The organism is Okeania sp. (assembly GCF_035285525.1).
Taxonomy (GTDB): domain Bacteria; phylum Cyanobacteriota; class Cyanobacteriia; order Cyanobacteriales; family Microcoleaceae; genus Trichodesmium.
In genome coordinates this window covers 1-17,202 of record NZ_JAYKGW010000058.1, presented here as the reverse complement: position 1 = coordinate 17,202, position 17,202 = coordinate 1, and the positions used below count along the sequence as shown (strand labels likewise).

Below are 17,202 nucleotides of genomic sequence, written 5' to 3'. Positions count from 1 at the left end.
TTTATGAAATATTCTTTAGTAATTCCTATATATAATGAAGAGAAAAATCTCCCCGAATTATATCGGCGTATCAGTACAATAATGAACAACATGGATGGAGATGCAGAATTAATTTTGATTAACGATGGTAGTCGCGATCGCTCTCTCCAAATATTCCGAGAATTCCGTGAAAAAGACTCTAGAGTTTGCTATTTAAGTTTTGCTCGTAACTTCGGACATCAAATTGCTGTTACTGCTGGTTTAAATTTTGCTAGAGGTAAAGTTATTGTAGTTTTAGATGGAGATTTACAAGACCCACCAGAATTAATTCCTAGCTTAATTGAAAAGTGGCGACAAGGTTATCAAGTTGTCTATGCTCAACGGATAAAAAGACATCAAGAAAGTTGGTTAAAAAAGTTTCCGGCTTTTGTTTATTATCGGGTTTTAAGAAGTTTAGCAGATGTGGAAATTCCGACTGATACGGGTGATTTTTGTTTGATGGATAAATCTGTGGTAGATTTGTTAAATAAAATGCCGGAAACTAATCGTTATATTCGGGGTTTAAGAGCATGGATAGGGTTCCGACAAACAGCAGTAAAATTTGAAAGAGAACCTCGTTTTGCTGGAGAGATTCAATATACTTTTGCCAAATCTTTAGCATTAGCTATTAATGGTTTAGTGTCTTTTTCTAAAGTACCTTTACGATTGTCTACTTATGTAGGATTATTTGCTGCTTGTGTATCTTTATTGATGGCTTGTTTAGTTTTATATTGGCGGATTTTTTATCCAGAATCTCCTTTAACAGGTTTGGCAATTATTATGATGACAATTTTCTTTTTAGGAGCAGTACAATTAGTAAGTATTGGAATTTTAGGAGAATATATTGGTAGGATTTATGAAGAAGTAAAAGGTAGACCCCTTTATACTTTATCTGAAGCAGTAGGTTTTGGGGAGAGAAATAAATCTTTGTAGTAGAAGTATCTTGTTTGTCAATGTTGGGTTGAGGAACGAAACCCAACCTACATTGCACTGTTCCCAGTTAAGTGTTCTCTATTCCCTAGCGCTAAAAATACCACAACAATTTTTTCAACAACCTATGCTTCAAATTAGTGTTCAAGAGTTAGCAAGTCGCCTAATAGATGGTATTCCTGAAAACTTACAATTAGTTGATGTTCGGGAACCCCAAGAAGTCCAAATAGCTTTTATCAAAGGTTTTAAAGTTTTACCTTTAAGTCAGTTTCGTGAATGGTCAGAACAAATATACACTCATTTAGACCCCGATCAAGAAACCTTGGTTTTGTGTCACCATGGGATGCGTTCTGCTCAAATGTGCCAATGGTTGAAGAGTCAAGGTTTTACTAATGTTAAAAATATTATTGGTGGTATAGATGCTTACTCATTAGTTGTAGATCAAAGTATACCTCGCTATTAGCTATAGCAAAACTTAGGCACTAAAACAAGAAACCGGTTTAATTTTCCCTCCTGGGATAGGTTAGGGGTGGATTGTCACTTTTGTCAAAAACCCCTACCGCGTGCAAAGATACCAAATAGCTTATATAAACTCGGTTTCTAGGTAAGCTCTTATAGCAACCGACAAGGTGATTAGGACATGGACTGATGATCAATCAAAGACCACGGAAACACTTTTCTAACTGTTCCCAGATCCGCTGTTCCCAGATCCGCTGTTCCCACCTTCTGTGTTCCCTGTTCCCTTTATATAGATTATGATTAGGAAAGTTCGTTTTGCTACATAGTTCCTAAATAAAACAGGCTAAATTATATCATAATAAACCACTAAATAATATTAAGAAAAATAACCTTGATGTTATGATTAAATTATTAAGATCATTTTTCTGTTATAGCAGTCGAAACAAAGGTCAAGACATTTATAAATGCTCAAACTCAGTCAAAAATTACTTTTGACTTTTGACTTTTGACTTTTGACTTGCTCGTAGCACTATATTTTCTGGTAGCTTACCGATATTCTTATCCTACACCCATGTCAGTGCAAGTGAAGCTTAATAATCGCCATCAACATATTCTCTGGGCAACAGTTCGCCACTATATTGCGACGGCAGAGCCAGTTGGCTCCAAATCCCTTCTAGAAGTAGAAGAGTATAATCTCAGTGTTAGTCCAGCGACTATCCGCAATGGGATGAGCTTTTTAGAGAAAAGTGGACTTTTGTATCAACCTCACACTTCGGCTGGAAGAGTTCCATCAGACTCAGGCTACCGCATATATGTCGATCAATTAATTAAACCTTCAGAAAATCTGTCTTTTGAAGTTGAAGAACTTTTACAAAAACAACTAAATTGGCCAGAAGGTCGCCTAGAGGCCGTACTTCAAGGAGCCGCTCAAATTTTAGCGACTCTCAGTGGTTATATTTCTTTGGTGACAATGCCTCAAACTTCCACGGCCAAGTTACGACATCTACAACTCGTACAGGTGGAGGCAGAAAAAATTATGTTAATTGTAGTGACAAATACTTATGAAACTCAGTCACTGATTATGGATTTGAGGACAATAAATCAGATGTGCGATCGCACAAATTTAGAGGATAATTTGGTAGTCCCCTATTTAGAAGATATTGATGGAGAGCTACAAATATTATCAAATTTTTTGAATAGTCAACTAAAGGGGCGAGCCATCGGAGAATTATCTTTATTAGACTGGAGTGAGCTAGATAGGGAGTTTGAGAAATATGCTGAATTAATCAAAAATCTGTTGGAAAATTTAACCCTTCGTTGTCAGACACCAGATTATACTAAAATTTTGATTAGTGGTATGGCAGAAGCACTACGTTTACCAGAATTTTCTCAACTTGAACAGGTCCAAACTATTATTCAACTGCTGGAAGAAAAACAAGATGAACTTTGGCCTTTAATATTTGGAGGAGCTGCCAAAAAAACAGATCGGCAGGTGAAAGTTAGAATTGGTTCAGAAAATCCTTTGGAAACTATTCAAGGTTGTGCTTTGGTTTCTGCAACTTATGGAAATGGAAAAATTCCTTTGGGTAGTGTGGGAGTCTTAGGGCCAACTCGAATGGTGTATGAAAATGCGATCGCATTAGTTAAGTCTACTGCCGATTTTCTTTCGGAAACAATAGGAATTAATTAATCAGGACTTAAGCAGAAGCCTAGTTATCATAGGAAATTTCATGGCTTGAATAACAATAATCAAGGCAATAAACCTGGTTTTTTGGGTTGTTTTGTGTAAGTCCTGATCATTAAAAAATTTACAAAAATATTTTTCAATAAAAACAAACAGTATATTTTACAGACTATTTTTAGAAATGTCTGAAGCTTACTTTCAACTCATTGGTCGAACCAAAATTTGTCTAATCATCAATTATTAGTTATGATCTGTATCACATAGCAGCCAATTATAACAAAAATTAGGCACTGATGAATCAAGTAAATATAGGCAATAAATGCAGTATAAAAACATCAGATATTCAAGGTTCAACTTCAGACGAACCTAGTAGCCTTATGATTGTGCAGCTAAATAACAACTTGCAATCTAGTCCTCCCATTAATTATCAGGGAGGTGACACTAGCTGAACAGACCCCCATCGCAGCCACATAAGGGTCTCTAGACTGCAAGGAAATACCATAATCATCCTTTAATTTGGTAAATACAACAACTGATAATTATTCATTTAGGTAAGAATTTTTCTCACCTAAAACTTATCATTACTGACATAAGTAATCTAGGACATCCCTGATTAGGGCTGCGCCGATCAGCCTTGTTTAGCATTAACAAAACATAAATTTATTTTGAAAGTTTGAGTCGCCAAAAAATCCTGAGAACTTAATTTTTTTTCCAGTTCTGAGGAAATTAAATAGGGCAAGCGGGCTGGAAATATCAAAGTTTTGATAGGTAAAAGCTTTAAGATTTTTAGGTAGGTCAAAAGTACCAGCTTTGAGGTTAAAAAGGTTAAAAAAGTTAGCACAAAAGCCTGATACTTGGCAGAAAAATTGAGAGACAATTCTGACAACTAATTCCTTTATAACTCCTATTCCTTTTGACTTCCCCTCCATCGGAGGGGTTAGGGGTGGGTTTACTCCCTATTTCCTACTCCCTACTCCCTACCAAGAGCCAAAAGACTTTCCATACGGAAACCCTAAACATATCAACACAAATTCAGATAAACTAACAGATTTATTTTATGAATGTCAGTGAGCTTTTAAGCGCGAATGAATTATTAGTTAGACACTCCAAAGGAGAAAGAAATTTTCAGGGAGTAAACCTAATAGAAGTTAATTTAGGTGAAGCCAACCTCAATCGTAGTAATTTAAGTAATGCTAGTTTCAGAAATTCCTACTTAGCTAAAACTAAACTAATTGGAGCCAACTTAAATAATGTAGATTTTAGTCATGCTAATATGTCTCAAACTAATTTAATTGAAGCTAATTTAAGTGCTGCTAGTTTGACTAAAACCACACTTATAGAAGCTGATTTAAGTGGGGCTATTCTCAGTGGGGCCATTTTCTCAGAAGCTGATTTAACCAGAGCCATTCTCATTGGCACAAGTATGGTCGGAACTTGTTTACTAAATTCCTCCAAATTAACAAAAGCCAATCTAACAGGAGCGACTCTCAGTCATAGTATTCTCTGTGGTACCGATTTAACACAGGCAACTCTGAACCGGGCAATAATGAGTCAAGTAGACCTAAATGGCACTATACTAAATCAGGCAAGTTTAATTCGAGCTTATCTACAACAAGGTAATCTTAGTGGTGCAGAACTAATCGAGGCAGATTTAACAGAAGCAACACTGGTAGAAGCTAACCTTTGTGCTTCAGACTTAACTGGAGCAGACTTGCAGGGTGCCAACCTCAGTAATGCCAATTTGAGTGGGGCTAATTTGAGTGAGGTTAATTTAAGTGGGGCAAATTTAAGTGGGGCAAATCTGGATGGTGTGATTCTACACCAGGCAGACTTACGGGCCGCGGACTTAAGTAAAACTAACTTGCGAGGAGCTAACTTGAAAGCAGCAAATCTTTCAGGTGCAAACTTATTGGAAGCCGATCTACGGGGGACTAACTTACAAAAAGCTAATCTTTGTGGTGCGGGTTTATTGTTAGTCTCTCTCAAAGGTGCGATTTTACAAGAAGCTTGTTTGTGCCGTGCTAATTTGATAGGATCAAGTTTAAATTTTTCTAGCCTTCAAGATGTTTGTCTCCAAGAAGCAATTATGCCCAATGGTTCAAGTCATAAGTAGAGAGTAGAGAGTAGAGAGTAGTTAAGAGTAAGGAGAAGCGGAAAGTTAAAGAAGAAGTAGTTGAAAAAATAGTTCCTTAATTTTTTGTCCTAGTTAACCTAAAATGCTTAGATACCTGAACTTGATCAGCCTCAAAACTTGCACTTTTTCGGATTCTACAAAGACTGAAACCTTTATTGATCAATACTTTGAGATTATTTATTCAGCAAACCATAAGTATGGCGGGCTGAATCAACCTAAAAGTATTGACAGACAAAGCTTTTAGGAACTTTAAGTCTGGAAAAAGTGTCAGTTTTTAGGTCAAAAAGGTTTAAAAAGGTCTAGATTTGATATAATTCCTAACTACCTAATTATTAACAAATTAAAAATTTTTGTGATTTGTGATATATTGGTACAATAAGGATACTTTATCGGGTGGAGGTATAACCGCGCAGAATGAAACAATTGGGAACCCATCTAGTAGTTGATGCTTGGCAATCTCCCGCAGAGCTACTCAACGACCCAGAACGCATACGTCGCTCTCTAATGAATGCAATTTCAGCAGGAGGAGCAACCCTCATAGATTTATGTGTTCATCAGTTTAGCCCTCATGGGGTGACGGCAACGGCAACATTAGCAGAATCTCATATCGCCATCCACACATGGCCTGAGTTAGGTTATTTTGCTGCTGACTTATTTTTCTGTGGCCATGGCAACCCACACAAGGCTATAGAAATCCTAGAAACCGCTCTCCAAGCTAAACAAATAAAATTGACAGAGATTAAGCGCGGTTTTGATCCTGAGATGGGAGTTCAAGATACTGCTACACTGAATTACAGTAGTAAAAGTTTAGCGCCAGTCGAGTTGAAGTAGGCATTATGGCTCTACACGCAAGTTAGATAGAGAAGTTGTTGGCCTGACGAAGTACAAAATTTAGAACTCAGAAGTAGTTCCTAACCTGGTTCGAGCATTTTTTATAAATATCTTAGGGCTGGCTGAAAAAGTATGTTGGTGAAGGTAGGCAATAGGCAATAGTTACAGTCGTTAATTTTTCTAAATTTTTCCAAGTCTTGTGAGAAAAAATCCAGAGTTTTCCAGGTTAATTTAGTAGTTTTTTCACACTTTTTGTGACTAGAAAAAGCCTTTAAGCTTTGTCTGTTAATCCTTTTAGATTTAATCAGCTAGCCCTATCCTAATCTGTGCTTCGACTCCTATAATTATCTGAAGTTTGCTCAATGTTGAGTAGGTTGAGGAAGGTTAAATGTTGCACATATCAATATAATCAATCTTATTGGCTTTAGCTGTTGCCGAAATTCAACGTAGCAAGATTAAGCCTTCCTTTGTTATTTCTATGACATTTAACTTTTCAACTATATATTATGAGTTAGTTTGTTCTTAATATCACTTTTGATGTATTTAGTCAAGCTAAATTAAGTTTTATCTATCGCTGGAAAATTGGTCGGACTACCAAATAACCAGCACCAAATGCGGCAATTACAATTAGAAAAACAGCAACTACTAACCAAATTCCATTTAAGTTAGATAGTTGTGTAGAACTAGAAAATCTATTGTAGCGATTTTGATCTGGTTCTTCTGTAAATAGATGTTCTGGAAAATCTGGCTCTGTTGGTTGAGGTTCGGTAAATGGTAGAGAAGGAGAGGATGATGATATTTCAGGAGAATCTACTTTAAAGCTAGAGCTTAAATAATTAGAATTAACTGTATTAAAGTTAGATTGGGAATTAGGAAAAGAAGTTATTTGTGGGGGGGCTATTTGATGAGCTGCTGACTGGGCGGTATTTAGAGCTTCTTGTAACTGCATTGCAGAATTAACCACTTTTTCAATTTCTATTCTCAGTTTTTGATTTTGCTGGGTTAGCTGTTCGTTATGGACTTTGAGAGATTCTAACTTGAGTTGAGTTGCTTCTAGTTCAGCAGTAGCTTCTCTGTATACAGAAATCGGTACAGATGGAGAATAGTTATTTTTTGAATTGGGCTTATTTTGACCAGATATATTAATATTTTGCATTATGTTACTACATTAATACTAACTTGATGGACGTTGCAGAGATGCGAGATAATTTTAATAGTTTTTGGGAATGGATATCTTGGCTGTTCCTCAGATTTTTGGGTGAACAAGATGTCCACTTTATTGATATGGTACTATAGGCAAATCAGAAGTAATGTTTGAGACAGTTTGAGAATTTTTTAATGTTCCTATCTTGGCTCCGGATGGGATAATTAGTCCAATTAGAGCAATAAAATAGAAATTCGTCAAGTTACAATTATTGAATATTTTATCAAAATAACAAAGCTCAAATTTAACTTCTGACTTCAAAAAGACTTCTGATTCTAAAGGAAAGAAGTCTATTTTATTTTTTATTATTTGGATATATTTTATATGAATAATTATGAAAATACTGGTGCAGTATCTCAAGATACAAATACGCCAGAACTTAAATATGGGGAAAGAAATATATTGGAGGGAGAGTTAATTACTTTTCCTAATCCTCGTATCGGACGACGTTATGAAATAAATATAAGTTTACCAGAATTTACTTGTAAATGTCCTTTTTCTGGTTATCCAGATTTTGCCACAATCAACATAAAATATGTTCCCAATGAACGAGTAGTAGAGTTGAAAGCGATAAAACTGTATATCAATAGTTATCGCGATCGCTACATTTCCCATGAAGAATCAGTGAATCAAATTTTAGATGATTTTGTGGCAGCTTGCGATCCTTTAGAAGTAAAAATTCAAGGTGATTTTTTTCCACGGGGAAATGTTCATACTACTGTAGAAGTTGAACATTATAAAGCAAGTTAAAGAAGAAAGAAAATGCCATAAAACTAACAAGACTAAAGCCACGGGAACCCAGAAACCCGGTACGAGCCTAGATTCTTACTGTTCAAAACAAGGATTTCTCGTAGCAACCGGGTTTCTTTGCGTAAGTCCTGACTAATAAACATTTCCAGAAAAGAGCCAGAAAAGGGGGAGTAGGGAGTAGGGAGTAGGGAGTAGAGGGAAAGAATAGATGATGATTTAGGTCCGATAATCAATTATTATCCATAAATCATCAATTACTCCCCCCTATTTCCTCTTCCCAGTTAAGTGTTCCCTCTTTTGGTGGAGATGTGATTAGACATTATTTAGTAGGAGTTTGCTATAATGTGTTTGGACATTCGGATAAAAAGGATTTCATAATTTATGATTTCACAGTTGCAAAAATTCTCTGCTGTTGCTATCTGTACTACTGCTATTAGTCTGGTTGGTATAAAAGCTAACTTGGTTCAAGCGTTAACTTTTGGATTGGATATTGAAGTAGGCAATAATTCATTCTCAGGTTTTTTAGATATAGTTGATAATGCTTTTGATGATGATATGCTTAATGACCAAGAATTAGAGCAACTGGTTATCAACAATTTTACTCTGGAAGGAAATTCAGTTTCCCTACCTTCTCCCCTAATTTTTAATGATTTTACTGGTTCAAATTTTAATATTTCAGCTCTGGATCTGTTCAACGATCAGCTCAATAACATTGACGGTAAACTTGTATCTACAAGCACTGATGGAAATTCAAGTTTTTCACTTTTAGTTGGCGATAATACTAATGATTCTAATAATGAACTAGAGTTTGAGTTTCTATCTCCAATTTTGGCAGGTATGGGTGGCAGTTTCTCTTTGAGCTTTACTGAAGAACAGGTAGAGCAGACAGATGTTTTGTCTCTCGCTCTTATACCTGTATCCACACCTGAACCTGCTGCAACATTTGGTCTACTCACAGTTGGTGCTGCTGGTGCTGTTTCTACATTGATGCGCAGGCAAAAATAGAAAACTGAGAATAAGAACAAACAACCTGAGAGCAGAATAGCTTACTCAGGACTTACATCAAGATACATAAGCACTCAGCTATTAGCTTTTGAAGTAATAACTTACCAAGGTTAGCTGACGATCTTTTTCTTTATTGAAAATATTTAGAACAGAACTTACGCATGAGGAACGAAATTTGAAGGTTTGAGATTGCTATCCTGACGGACTGCGATCCATTCATGTCGCGGAGCGAAACGCACCTCGCGAGCAATGACGGAAATACCTGATTTTGCGTAAGTCCTATAGAATCTAAAAAATAATGTAGGGATGTTCCAAAGAATATCCCTACAAAGGCTACTTAATTAATATATCCGACAAGGCGATTACAGCAGTTTTCATGTCGGTAGACCACAGTAGGGACGTTGCATGCAACGTCCCTACAAGGTTTTGATTATGGCGATGTGGTTCATCAAGAGCGAAAAGCGCTGTAGGACATGAACTGATAATGAATCTTATACTAGGAAACACTTTTCCAACTGTTCCCACCTTCTGTGTTCCCACCTTCTGTGTTCCCTGCTATAATTTTTGAGGACTTACACGGGAGGAACCCGGTTTCTAGGATAAATCGTTGTTTTAAGTAATAGAATTAATTCTAGGCTCGTACCGGGTTTCTGGGTTCATCTGGGTAAGTCCTGTTTTTATTCATTTTTATCAATTTTCTGTGGTGGAAAAGTTAGAAAATTACCAACTGCACCAATAGTCTGATATCTCTTACCAGTAAATTCAGTTGTATAAAGACTAAATAATATTAAATTCTGACGTTTGGTGGCATTATCCATTATTTCTTTAATATTAGTTCTTTGACTTTTGATTAGCTTTTCACAACTTTTAAGTAAATCACCTGTCAAGTTATTCAAAACCTCTGGTACGTTAGATTCTTTACAAACAGATTCTTTAATTTCAGTTGCCAATTTATTAGAAGCATAATTAACATATTCGTCTCTAGGAGGATTAGTAAATCCCATTACTGTAGCTCCTACTGTGAGAAAAATTATTCCTACTTTGCTCAAACCCCAATATAAAGGTGCTTTGTTATAACTGCTAGATTTTTTATCTTGTGACATAGTTAGAAATTCCTGATTATTTTGTATAGTTTGAATAGAGAAAATAATAAGTTGGTTTTCTTTACTTATGAAAGAAAAGATGAATATATTTTTACAGTCTTTATATTTTTAATTACATATTAATAGAGTCTAATTTCCGGACAAAAATTTAGGTTTGAGGGAATAGGGAACACAGAAGGTGGGAACAGAAAAGAAGAAAAAGAAGGAAGACAAGGAGGACAAGGAAGACAAGGGAGACAAGGGAGACAAGTAGGACAAGGGAGATAAGGGAGACAAGTAGGACAAGGGAGACAAGGGAGACAAGTAGGACAAGGGAGACAAGGGAGACAAGGGAGAAAATCTAATGGACTGTTTCATCTGAAAATGGTAGATTAAGGAGTCAGGTAGTAGGAGAGAAAGATTGTTGTTGGGTTTCGTTCCTCAACCCAACTACTGGACTGGGAACAGAAAATAAGAAAAACAAGGTAGACAAGGAGGACAAGGAAGATAAGGGAGACAAGGAAGATAAGGGAGACAAGGGAGACAAGGGAGACAAGTAGGACAAGGGAGACAAGGGAGATAAGGGAGAAAATCTAATGGACTGTTTCACCTAAAATAGTGCATTATAATTGTCATTGCGAACAATAGTGAAGCAATCTCAGACCAATTTGCAATTCCAACATTGAAGATGAAAAAGTTCACTATTGGACTCCTCCCTACTCCCTACTCCCTACTCCCTACTCCCTACTCCTTATTTTGACTTAATTCGATTAATTTCCTCTCTTAACTGCTCAATTTCACGACGCAAAGTATCTGCTTCATTATTTGGAGACTCTACTTCCACCTCAACAGCACCCTCCGCACTAGCACGTTTATAGTTACCAGAATGAATTTGCTGATATTCCGCAGAATTTGCCCAATGTTGTAGATACCGCAGTCGTTCCACAGGAAAAGGATGACTCAACATCATACCCTGACCACCATTATAAAGCAAGAATTTATACACTTGATTCAGGCCATCTTGGTCTAAGTCTTGATAATCATCGGACTGACGAATAAATTCTTGTAAACTACACTCATTAGCATACTTACTGCTCACTCCAGCTACCTTCATCATAGTTTCCATAACTATATTCAAGTCATCCATGACTAACAGAGCTGCCCGATCTGCCGATAATTCAGCTTTACGTCGCCACTCATAGAAAGCAAAAATTAATCCACTACTGACTAGATTGCCCAAACCAAATGTGACTTCCCCAATGGCTGAAGCCACACCCATAGCCCAAATGGCCATCAGGTTTAAAATTGGATGGCCACACTTAATATGTCCTAATTCGTGAGCTAATACAGTTTTTAATTCTGCTTCATTTAATAAGTCTAAAAGCCCTGTATTTATGACAATTAAAGGCTGATCTTTACCTAAGGAATAGCTATTTACTTGAGGATTTTGAGAAACAAATAAGGCGGGTTCAGGTAATATATCTAAGTCTCTGACACATCCTCTAAATATCTGATAAATACTGGCATATTGACGAGGCCCAACTTTAATTCCATTACCCATTAAATAAACATATTGGGGGCGTTCATAAACAAATTCTACGAATTTACGGGCAACTAAGTCAAATCCAGGTACTCTACGGAGAGCATCTTCAGCTTGACTATCTAGGGGATGACGAAAAGCTTCACTAGAAATTCCGGTATAGGTAGGCATGATTAAAATTTGATAATTGAGTTAGAATAAACCAGTTTTGATTCTGGTATTTATAAGGTTTATATGTAAGCATTCAGCCCTCAGCTATCAGCTATCATAAGAGTGCTTTTAGCGAGTGATAAAAACAATATTTAACCGAGCTAGAAAAATCTTTCTACAAAAGTTAGCTCTAAAGCTATACTCATTTAAACCCCGTGTCTAACCACAGGTTCTTATTGCTGTTAGCTGCCAATAGCTGTTTGTGCAGCATTCCGCAGGAAATGCTTACGTTTATATTTATTATATTGACAGATAAAACCAAGAAATTGCAATTTGAGGTTCAAAGTTGAATATGGATTATCTAAAAAATTACGATTCATTGGATCGTTCTGTAGAAAAAGATTTGACTAATCAACTGATTGATAGATATTTTGATCATACAGAAAGTTGGCTGAGGGCTATTCTCCGGAAGTGCATTTTTTCTCTGACTTTTTTACATGGAGAAACTGTGTTTGTAATAGAATGCCCTAATGTGGCTGTTGCCAAAAGATTAAGTCGTAAAACTTATCCTTTTTTATGTTTTGCAGACCATTTTTCTGATTCTAATAATGAGAGGATTTTAGTTTGTTATTTGGATGAAAATGAGAGTTGGCAGTGTTATGATTCTAGTCAAAAGTCGTGGATGTCGTTGTCTAATTTTGTTTGTTATTCTGCTCCAAATGATAGTTGATAATGGATAGCGGATCATAAAAACTATCTTTAATTATTAATTACCTATTAATCAATTTAGTGGTGCATCTATCGGATGAAGTTGATTTGATTTCGAGACTAAATTGTTTACCTAATAATGTTTTTGGTAATTGTGCTAAAGTTCTTTTAAATGAAGTATTATTCTTGAGAACTCTTGCGTAAGTCCTGAGGAAGATAGTTTTTATTTAGGAACAGTAAATTCCCATAATTGTCGGTGTATTCAGTTTCGCGGTAAATCTCAATTTTGAAGAAAGCCAAAAACTTATCCCTTTTAGGGAACAGAGAATTAGGTATGGAGGAAAAAAGTATTTTTGCAAAGATATGATACACCTCTTAAATCTTAAAACTGTCTCAAGTCTCTAAAAATTAATTTGATTACTTAGGAATCAGAAACTACAGGATTTATTTGAGCAGGAAGAGTTAAAGTCACGATGCTCAAAAGATTAAGACTGCGATAACCATCAGAGATTACATCTGCATATTCTTTGGAATAAAAGGGACTACTATGATAAGCAAATCCTTCTCCTACTTGATATTTGCTTAATTCTGGTAGTGAAGTGGTTACTACTTGAATTTGTCGTTCGTTTTGTGGTACTACTACTACATGATATCTAGCAGCATTTGGTTCTTGACTAATAAATTCAGAAAGTAAGCCATCTAATTCTCCCATAATTAACTTTTCTTGTTCTGAAACTTCTTGATCAATGTTCACTAGAGCATCAATAATATCTTTTAGTTCTGATACTTGCTTTTGAGGTGGAGAAGTTACTAAATAATCAGCGACATCCTGACGTAAATTTATCAGATTTACGGCACTATTTACCTGTTTATTTATAGTTAAATTTTCCCAGGAAAACTTAATACCCCAATGGTCAGCAAATGATTGAATAAATTCTTTTTCTCTGGGGTCAATTACTTCATCAATCATAGCTACTTGGCTTAAAATATTGATGTTTTTTTTAGCTCCTGAAGGTTTTAAAAAGGACTTAGCTAAATCTCCAGCTTCTTTTCTTTCAAATTTAAGGGTTTCTTTAATTAAAGTCCAGAAACCTTTTTTTCTTTCTCCTGGTACCCATAATGACATTCCTACAAGAATATAAAAAACTGCTAAACCAGCAAATAATGTAGTGTCTATCAAGCCTATATATTCTCCATTGAAAAAATAATTAAGGGCAAAGATAAATCCTGGCATTAAAGAAACTAATTGTGCAGTAACAGATATACTTTCTACAACTACACGCTCATGTTTTCGCTTCCAGATTTGGTTGACTGTTAGGTAGACTTCTGTTAAAGAAAAACCTATGGATAAGAAAGCTAGCACAGATATTACTTTCTGAAAAAATTCCATGATAATGTTCTAAAATATAGTAACTACATAAAAGTTTACAACTAGAGAATATATAACATTAAATTAACTCGAAATTGAATCAATGTAAAAAAAATTAATATAAATCAATAACAGAAAGTGGTAGCAAAGATTACTGTTTGGATATGGAAAATACAGGGATAACTTCTTAGGAAAAAATGGATTGAAAAGGTAAGGTTTGTATTGGTCGCAATAGGGATAATGAAGAAGTGATCGCCGCCCTAGCCCAACTTCCAGAATCAGAACAAGATGGTATCAATAGCCTAGAAATAATGTGACAAAGTTCAGTCTTAGACTTGGAAAGCCCTTCTCTTATTTATCAAGCCATAGAACGAACAAAAAAAGGAAGTGCAGATTTCTCCGATTCTATTTTTTAATAGGAGCAATAGCTCGTCAGACAGGTTGTAACGAAACTGTTACGTTCGACAGAAAGTTAAGAGAAAAATCAGGATTTAATTGTTTTTGAGAAATAGCGATCGCTATTCCAAAACTTATTATTTCTTACTGGTTTTGATTTAGTTTGATAAACACACAATGCTAGTGAACATGATATAGTTAATAATTAATAAATGTTAACTAATAATTTATATGACTACTTTATCTCCTGAACTAAAGAAAAAATTAACTACTCCACTCAAAATTGGCAATTTTGAAGTAAAAAGTCGCGTCCTTCAATCACCATTATCAGGAGTAACAGATTTAGTATTTCGTCGCCTAGTTCGTCGTCATGCTCCAGAGTCAATGATGTACACTGAAATGGTAAATGCTACCGGTTTACATTATGTGAAAGAATTACCTCAAATAATGGAGGTTGATAATAATGAACGACCAATAAGTATTCAATTATTTGATTGTCGTCCAGATTTTTTGGCAGAGGCAGCAGAAATGGCTGTTAAAGAAGGTGCTGATACTGTTGATATTAATATGGGTTGTCCTGTTAATAAAATCACTAAAAATGGTGGGGGTTCTTCTTTATTAAGACAACCAGAATTAGCAGGAGAAATTGTTAGTAAAGTGGTAAAAGCTGTACCGGTTCCTGTTACTGTAAAAACTAGAATTGGTTGGAGTAATCAAGAAATTAATATCCTGGAATTTGCAAAAAGAATGGAAGATGCTGGTGCCCAAATGTTAACTTTACATGGGCGGACTCGTGCCCAAGGATATAATGGCCCGGCAAGATGGGAATGGATTACTAAAGTTAAGGAAATACTTTCTATTCCAGTTATTGCTAATGGAGATATTTTTTCTGTGGATGCTGCCATACGTTGTTTGGAGGAAACTGGAGCGGACGGGGTAATGTGTTCCCGTGGTACTTTGGGTTATCCTTTTTTGGTGGGAGAAATTGATTATTTCTTGAAAAATGGTGTGGAAAAGGTAGCGCCCACTGCAATAGAAAAACTGGAATGTGCTAAGGACCATTTACAGGCATTGTGGGAGTATAAAGGCGATCGGGGAATTCGTCAAGCTCGTAAGCATTTGACTTGGTATTCTAAGGGTTTTGGGGGTGCGGGTGAGTTGCGGGGTAAGTTGGCAAGGGTGGAAACTGTGGCGGAAGGTTGTGATTTGATCGATCAGGTGATTGAGAATTTATAGGATTAGGGAGTAGGGAGTAGGGAGTAGTGGACTGTTTCATCTAAAATGGTGCATTAGGGAGTAGGGGAGTAGGGGAGTAGGGGAGTAGGGAAGAAACGTTTTTGTAACCTACAGTTATTGCACCATTTAAGTTAAGGTGAAACAATGCAGTAGGGAGTAGGAAGAAGGTAGAAGGTTAATATTTACATGACTTACGCAGACCAACCCAGAAACCGGGTTTTTTCTTAGATGTTGACTACAAAGAAACAATTTATCTGAAAAACCCGGTTTCTTTCCCCACTTATGATAATATTTTATTCTCCAAAGCGAATTTCAGATTGACAGGACTTATGCAGACCAACCCAAAAACGGGTTTTTTCTTAGATGTTGACTACAAAGAAACAATTTATCTGAAAAAACCGGTTTCTTTGTGTAATTTCTCATCAAATCTTATTGTTTTAGGACTTACGCATGCGAAACCCGGTTTCTAGGATAAATCGTTGTTTTGAGCAATAGACATCTACGCTCGTACCGGGTTTCTGGGTTCACCTGCGTAAGTCTTGTGTTTATAAAATTAGTAGTAAATTAGTAAATTATGGATAAATTAAAAGGACGAGATTTATTAAGTTTAGCAGACTTAAATTCTGATGAATTAAAAGAACTTTTAGAATTAGCATCTCAACTCAAATCTGGTAAAATAAATCTCAAATGTAATAAAGTATTGGGGTTATTATTTTCTAAAGCTTCAACCAGAACTAGGGTAAGTTTTACTGTCGCTATGTATCAATTGGGAGGTCAAGTTATTGATTTGAATCCTAATGTTACTCAGGTTAGTCGGGGGGAACCTTTGATAGATACTGCTAGAGTTTTAGACCAATACTTGGATATTTTGGCGATTCGGACTTTTGAACAAAAAGATTTAGAAACTTTTGCTAATTATGCTAAAATTCCTGTTATTAATGCTTTGACAGATAGGGAACATCCTTGTCAAGTATTGGCTGATTTATTAACAGTTCAAGAATGTTTTGGGAAGTTGGATGGAATAACTTTAAGTTATTTTGGTGATGGTAATAATATGGCAAATTCTTTACTATTGGGTTGTGCTATGGCAGGAATGAATGTTAGGATAGCAAGTCCAGCAAATTATCTGCCAAATCCAGAAATTGTAGAACAAGCAAAGACTATTGCTAATGGTAAAAGTGAAGTTATAGTTACTGAAGATTCCCAGGTAGCAGTTAAGGATGCTCAAGTGCTTTATACTGATGTTTGGGCAAGTATGGGACAAGAGGAGGAAGCTAATAGTCGAATCCCTATTTTTCAACCTTATCAAGTTAATGAAAAGTTGGTGGAGAGTGCAGCAGATGATGTGATAGTTTTACATTGTTTACCAGCACATCGAGATGAAGAAATTACAGATGGAGTGATAGAAGGAGAGCGATCACGAGTTTGGCAACAAGCAGAAAATAGAATGCACGCTCAGAAAGCATTATTGGTTAGTCTTTTAGGTAGCGATTAAGGTTTATAGCGCTACGCGCTAGGGAACAGGGAACAGGGAACAGTCCAGTAGGGTGCGTTACGCTACGCTAACGCACCAAGACTCTATGAAGACAAGGGAGACAAGGGAGACAAGGGAGACAAGGGAGACAAGGGAGACAAGGGAGACAAGGGAGACAAGGGAGACAAGGGAGACAAGGGAGACAAGGGAGACAAGGGAGACAAGGGAGACA

At 36.1% G+C, this 17,202-nt stretch carries 14 protein-coding genes; 10 read left to right on the top strand and 4 right to left on the bottom strand.

What is annotated here, in order from left to right; genetic code table 11:
* Positions 1–3: 3 nt before the first annotated feature.
* From VKJ25_RS06020 to speD, 5 genes are all read left to right on the top strand, one after another.
* Entirely contained in the window at positions 4–951 is a 948-nt protein-coding gene (locus VKJ25_RS06020) for a glycosyltransferase family 2 protein (RefSeq protein WP_324235721.1), read from the top strand.
* Positions 952–1,075: 124 nt separating this feature from the next.
* On the top strand, positions 1,076–1,411 hold the full coding sequence (locus VKJ25_RS06015) for a rhodanese-like domain-containing protein (protein ID WP_324235720.1): 336 nt from the start codon (positions 1,076–1,078) through the stop codon (positions 1,409–1,411).
* A gap of 567 nt (positions 1,412–1,978) precedes the next feature.
* Positions 1,979–3,097, top strand: a complete 1,119-nt coding sequence (gene hrcA, locus VKJ25_RS06010; protein ID WP_483143734.1) for a heat-inducible transcriptional repressor HrcA — start codon at positions 1,979–1,981, stop codon at positions 3,095–3,097.
* Positions 3,098–4,148: 1,051 nt separating this feature from the next.
* The gene (locus VKJ25_RS06005; protein WP_324235719.1) at positions 4,149–5,204 is read left to right on the top strand and encodes a pentapeptide repeat-containing protein; all 1,056 of its coding nucleotides are present in this window, start codon (positions 4,149–4,151) and stop codon (positions 5,202–5,204) included.
* A 435-nt stretch (positions 5,205–5,639) separates the two neighbouring features.
* Entirely contained in the window at positions 5,640–6,056 is a 417-nt protein-coding gene (speD, locus tag VKJ25_RS06000) for an adenosylmethionine decarboxylase (RefSeq protein ID WP_324235718.1), read from the top strand.
* A 568-nt stretch (positions 6,057–6,624) separates the two neighbouring features.
* Here the strand turns inward: speD and VKJ25_RS05995 are convergent.
* A complete protein-coding gene (locus VKJ25_RS05995; RefSeq protein ID WP_324235717.1) occupies positions 6,625–7,212 on the bottom strand; it encodes a hypothetical protein in 588 nt (195 codons plus the stop codon).
* Positions 7,213–7,584: 372 nt separating this feature from the next.
* Here VKJ25_RS05995 and queF point away from each other — a divergent pair, with 372 nt between their 5' ends.
* Both queF and VKJ25_RS05985 read left to right on the top strand, forming a co-directional pair.
* The gene (queF, locus tag VKJ25_RS05990) at positions 7,585–8,010 is read left to right on the top strand and encodes a preQ(1) synthase (protein ID WP_324235716.1); all 426 of its coding nucleotides are present in this window, start codon (positions 7,585–7,587) and stop codon (positions 8,008–8,010) included.
* Positions 8,011–8,391: 381 nt separating this feature from the next.
* The gene (locus VKJ25_RS05985; protein ID WP_324235715.1) at positions 8,392–9,015 is read left to right on the top strand and encodes a PEP-CTERM sorting domain-containing protein; all 624 of its coding nucleotides are present in this window, start codon (positions 8,392–8,394) and stop codon (positions 9,013–9,015) included.
* A gap of 677 nt (positions 9,016–9,692) precedes the next feature.
* Here VKJ25_RS05985 and VKJ25_RS05980 read toward each other — a convergent pair.
* The gene (locus VKJ25_RS05980; protein WP_324235714.1) at positions 9,693–10,118 is read right to left on the bottom strand and encodes a DUF4359 domain-containing protein; all 426 of its coding nucleotides are present in this window, start codon (positions 10,116–10,118) and stop codon (positions 9,693–9,695) included.
* A gap of 730 nt (positions 10,119–10,848) precedes the next feature.
* On the bottom strand, positions 10,849–11,808 hold the full coding sequence (locus VKJ25_RS05975) for a M48 family metallopeptidase (protein ID WP_324235713.1): 960 nt from the start codon (positions 11,806–11,808) through the stop codon (positions 10,849–10,851).
* Between the two features lie 331 nt (positions 11,809–12,139).
* Here VKJ25_RS05975 and VKJ25_RS05970 point away from each other — a divergent pair, with 331 nt between their 5' ends.
* A complete protein-coding gene (locus tag VKJ25_RS05970; RefSeq protein WP_324235712.1) occupies positions 12,140–12,517 on the top strand; it encodes a hypothetical protein in 378 nt (125 codons plus the stop codon).
* A gap of 399 nt (positions 12,518–12,916) precedes the next feature.
* Here VKJ25_RS05970 and VKJ25_RS05965 read toward each other — a convergent pair whose 3' ends face one another.
* Positions 12,917–13,885, bottom strand: coding sequence for a hypothetical protein (locus VKJ25_RS05965; protein WP_324235711.1), 969 nt, complete (start codon positions 13,883–13,885; stop codon positions 12,917–12,919).
* 606 nt (positions 13,886–14,491) lie between these two features.
* Here VKJ25_RS05965 and dusB point away from each other — a divergent pair.
* Together dusB and argF are read left to right on the top strand one after the other, a co-directional pair.
* Positions 14,492–15,496 (top strand): tRNA dihydrouridine synthase DusB, encoded by a 1,005-nt coding sequence (gene dusB, locus VKJ25_RS05960; RefSeq protein WP_324235710.1) that lies wholly within the window; start codon positions 14,492–14,494, stop codon positions 15,494–15,496.
* Between the two features lie 574 nt (positions 15,497–16,070).
* Complete coding sequence (argF, locus tag VKJ25_RS05955) at positions 16,071–16,991, top strand: ornithine carbamoyltransferase (protein WP_324235709.1); 921 nt, start codon at positions 16,071–16,073, stop codon at positions 16,989–16,991.
* Positions 16,992–17,202 lie beyond the last annotated feature (211 nt).

Bases quoted from the DNA above. Each gene is read 5' to 3' on its own strand.
- VKJ25_RS06020 (WP_324235721.1), top strand. From the start codon at position 4: ATGAAATATTCTTTAGTAATTCCTATATATAATGAAGAGAAAAATCTC.
- VKJ25_RS06015 (WP_324235720.1), top strand. From the start codon at position 1,076: ATGCTTCAAATTAGTGTTCAAGAGTTAGCAAGTCGCCTAATAGATGGT.
- hrcA (WP_483143734.1), top strand. From the start codon at position 1,979: ATGTCAGTGCAAGTGAAGCTTAATAATCGCCATCAACATATTCTCTGG.
- VKJ25_RS06005 (WP_324235719.1), top strand. From the start codon at position 4,149: ATGAATGTCAGTGAGCTTTTAAGCGCGAATGAATTATTAGTTAGACAC.
- speD (WP_324235718.1), top strand. From the start codon at position 5,640: ATGAAACAATTGGGAACCCATCTAGTAGTTGATGCTTGGCAATCTCCC.
- VKJ25_RS05995 (WP_324235717.1), bottom strand. From the start codon at position 7,212: ATGCAAAATATTAATATATCTGGTCAAAATAAGCCCAATTCAAAAAAT.
- queF (WP_324235716.1), top strand. From the start codon at position 7,585: ATGAATAATTATGAAAATACTGGTGCAGTATCTCAAGATACAAATACG.
- VKJ25_RS05985 (WP_324235715.1), top strand. From the start codon at position 8,392: ATGATTTCACAGTTGCAAAAATTCTCTGCTGTTGCTATCTGTACTACT.
- VKJ25_RS05980 (WP_324235714.1), bottom strand. From the start codon at position 10,118: ATGTCACAAGATAAAAAATCTAGCAGTTATAACAAAGCACCTTTATAT.
- VKJ25_RS05975 (WP_324235713.1), bottom strand. From the start codon at position 11,808: ATGCCTACCTATACCGGAATTTCTAGTGAAGCTTTTCGTCATCCCCTA.
- VKJ25_RS05970 (WP_324235712.1), top strand. From the start codon at position 12,140: ATGGATTATCTAAAAAATTACGATTCATTGGATCGTTCTGTAGAAAAA.
- VKJ25_RS05965 (WP_324235711.1), bottom strand. From the start codon at position 13,885: ATGGAATTTTTTCAGAAAGTAATATCTGTGCTAGCTTTCTTATCCATA.
- dusB (WP_324235710.1), top strand. From the start codon at position 14,492: ATGACTACTTTATCTCCTGAACTAAAGAAAAAATTAACTACTCCACTC.
- argF (WP_324235709.1), top strand. From the start codon at position 16,071: ATGGATAAATTAAAAGGACGAGATTTATTAAGTTTAGCAGACTTAAAT.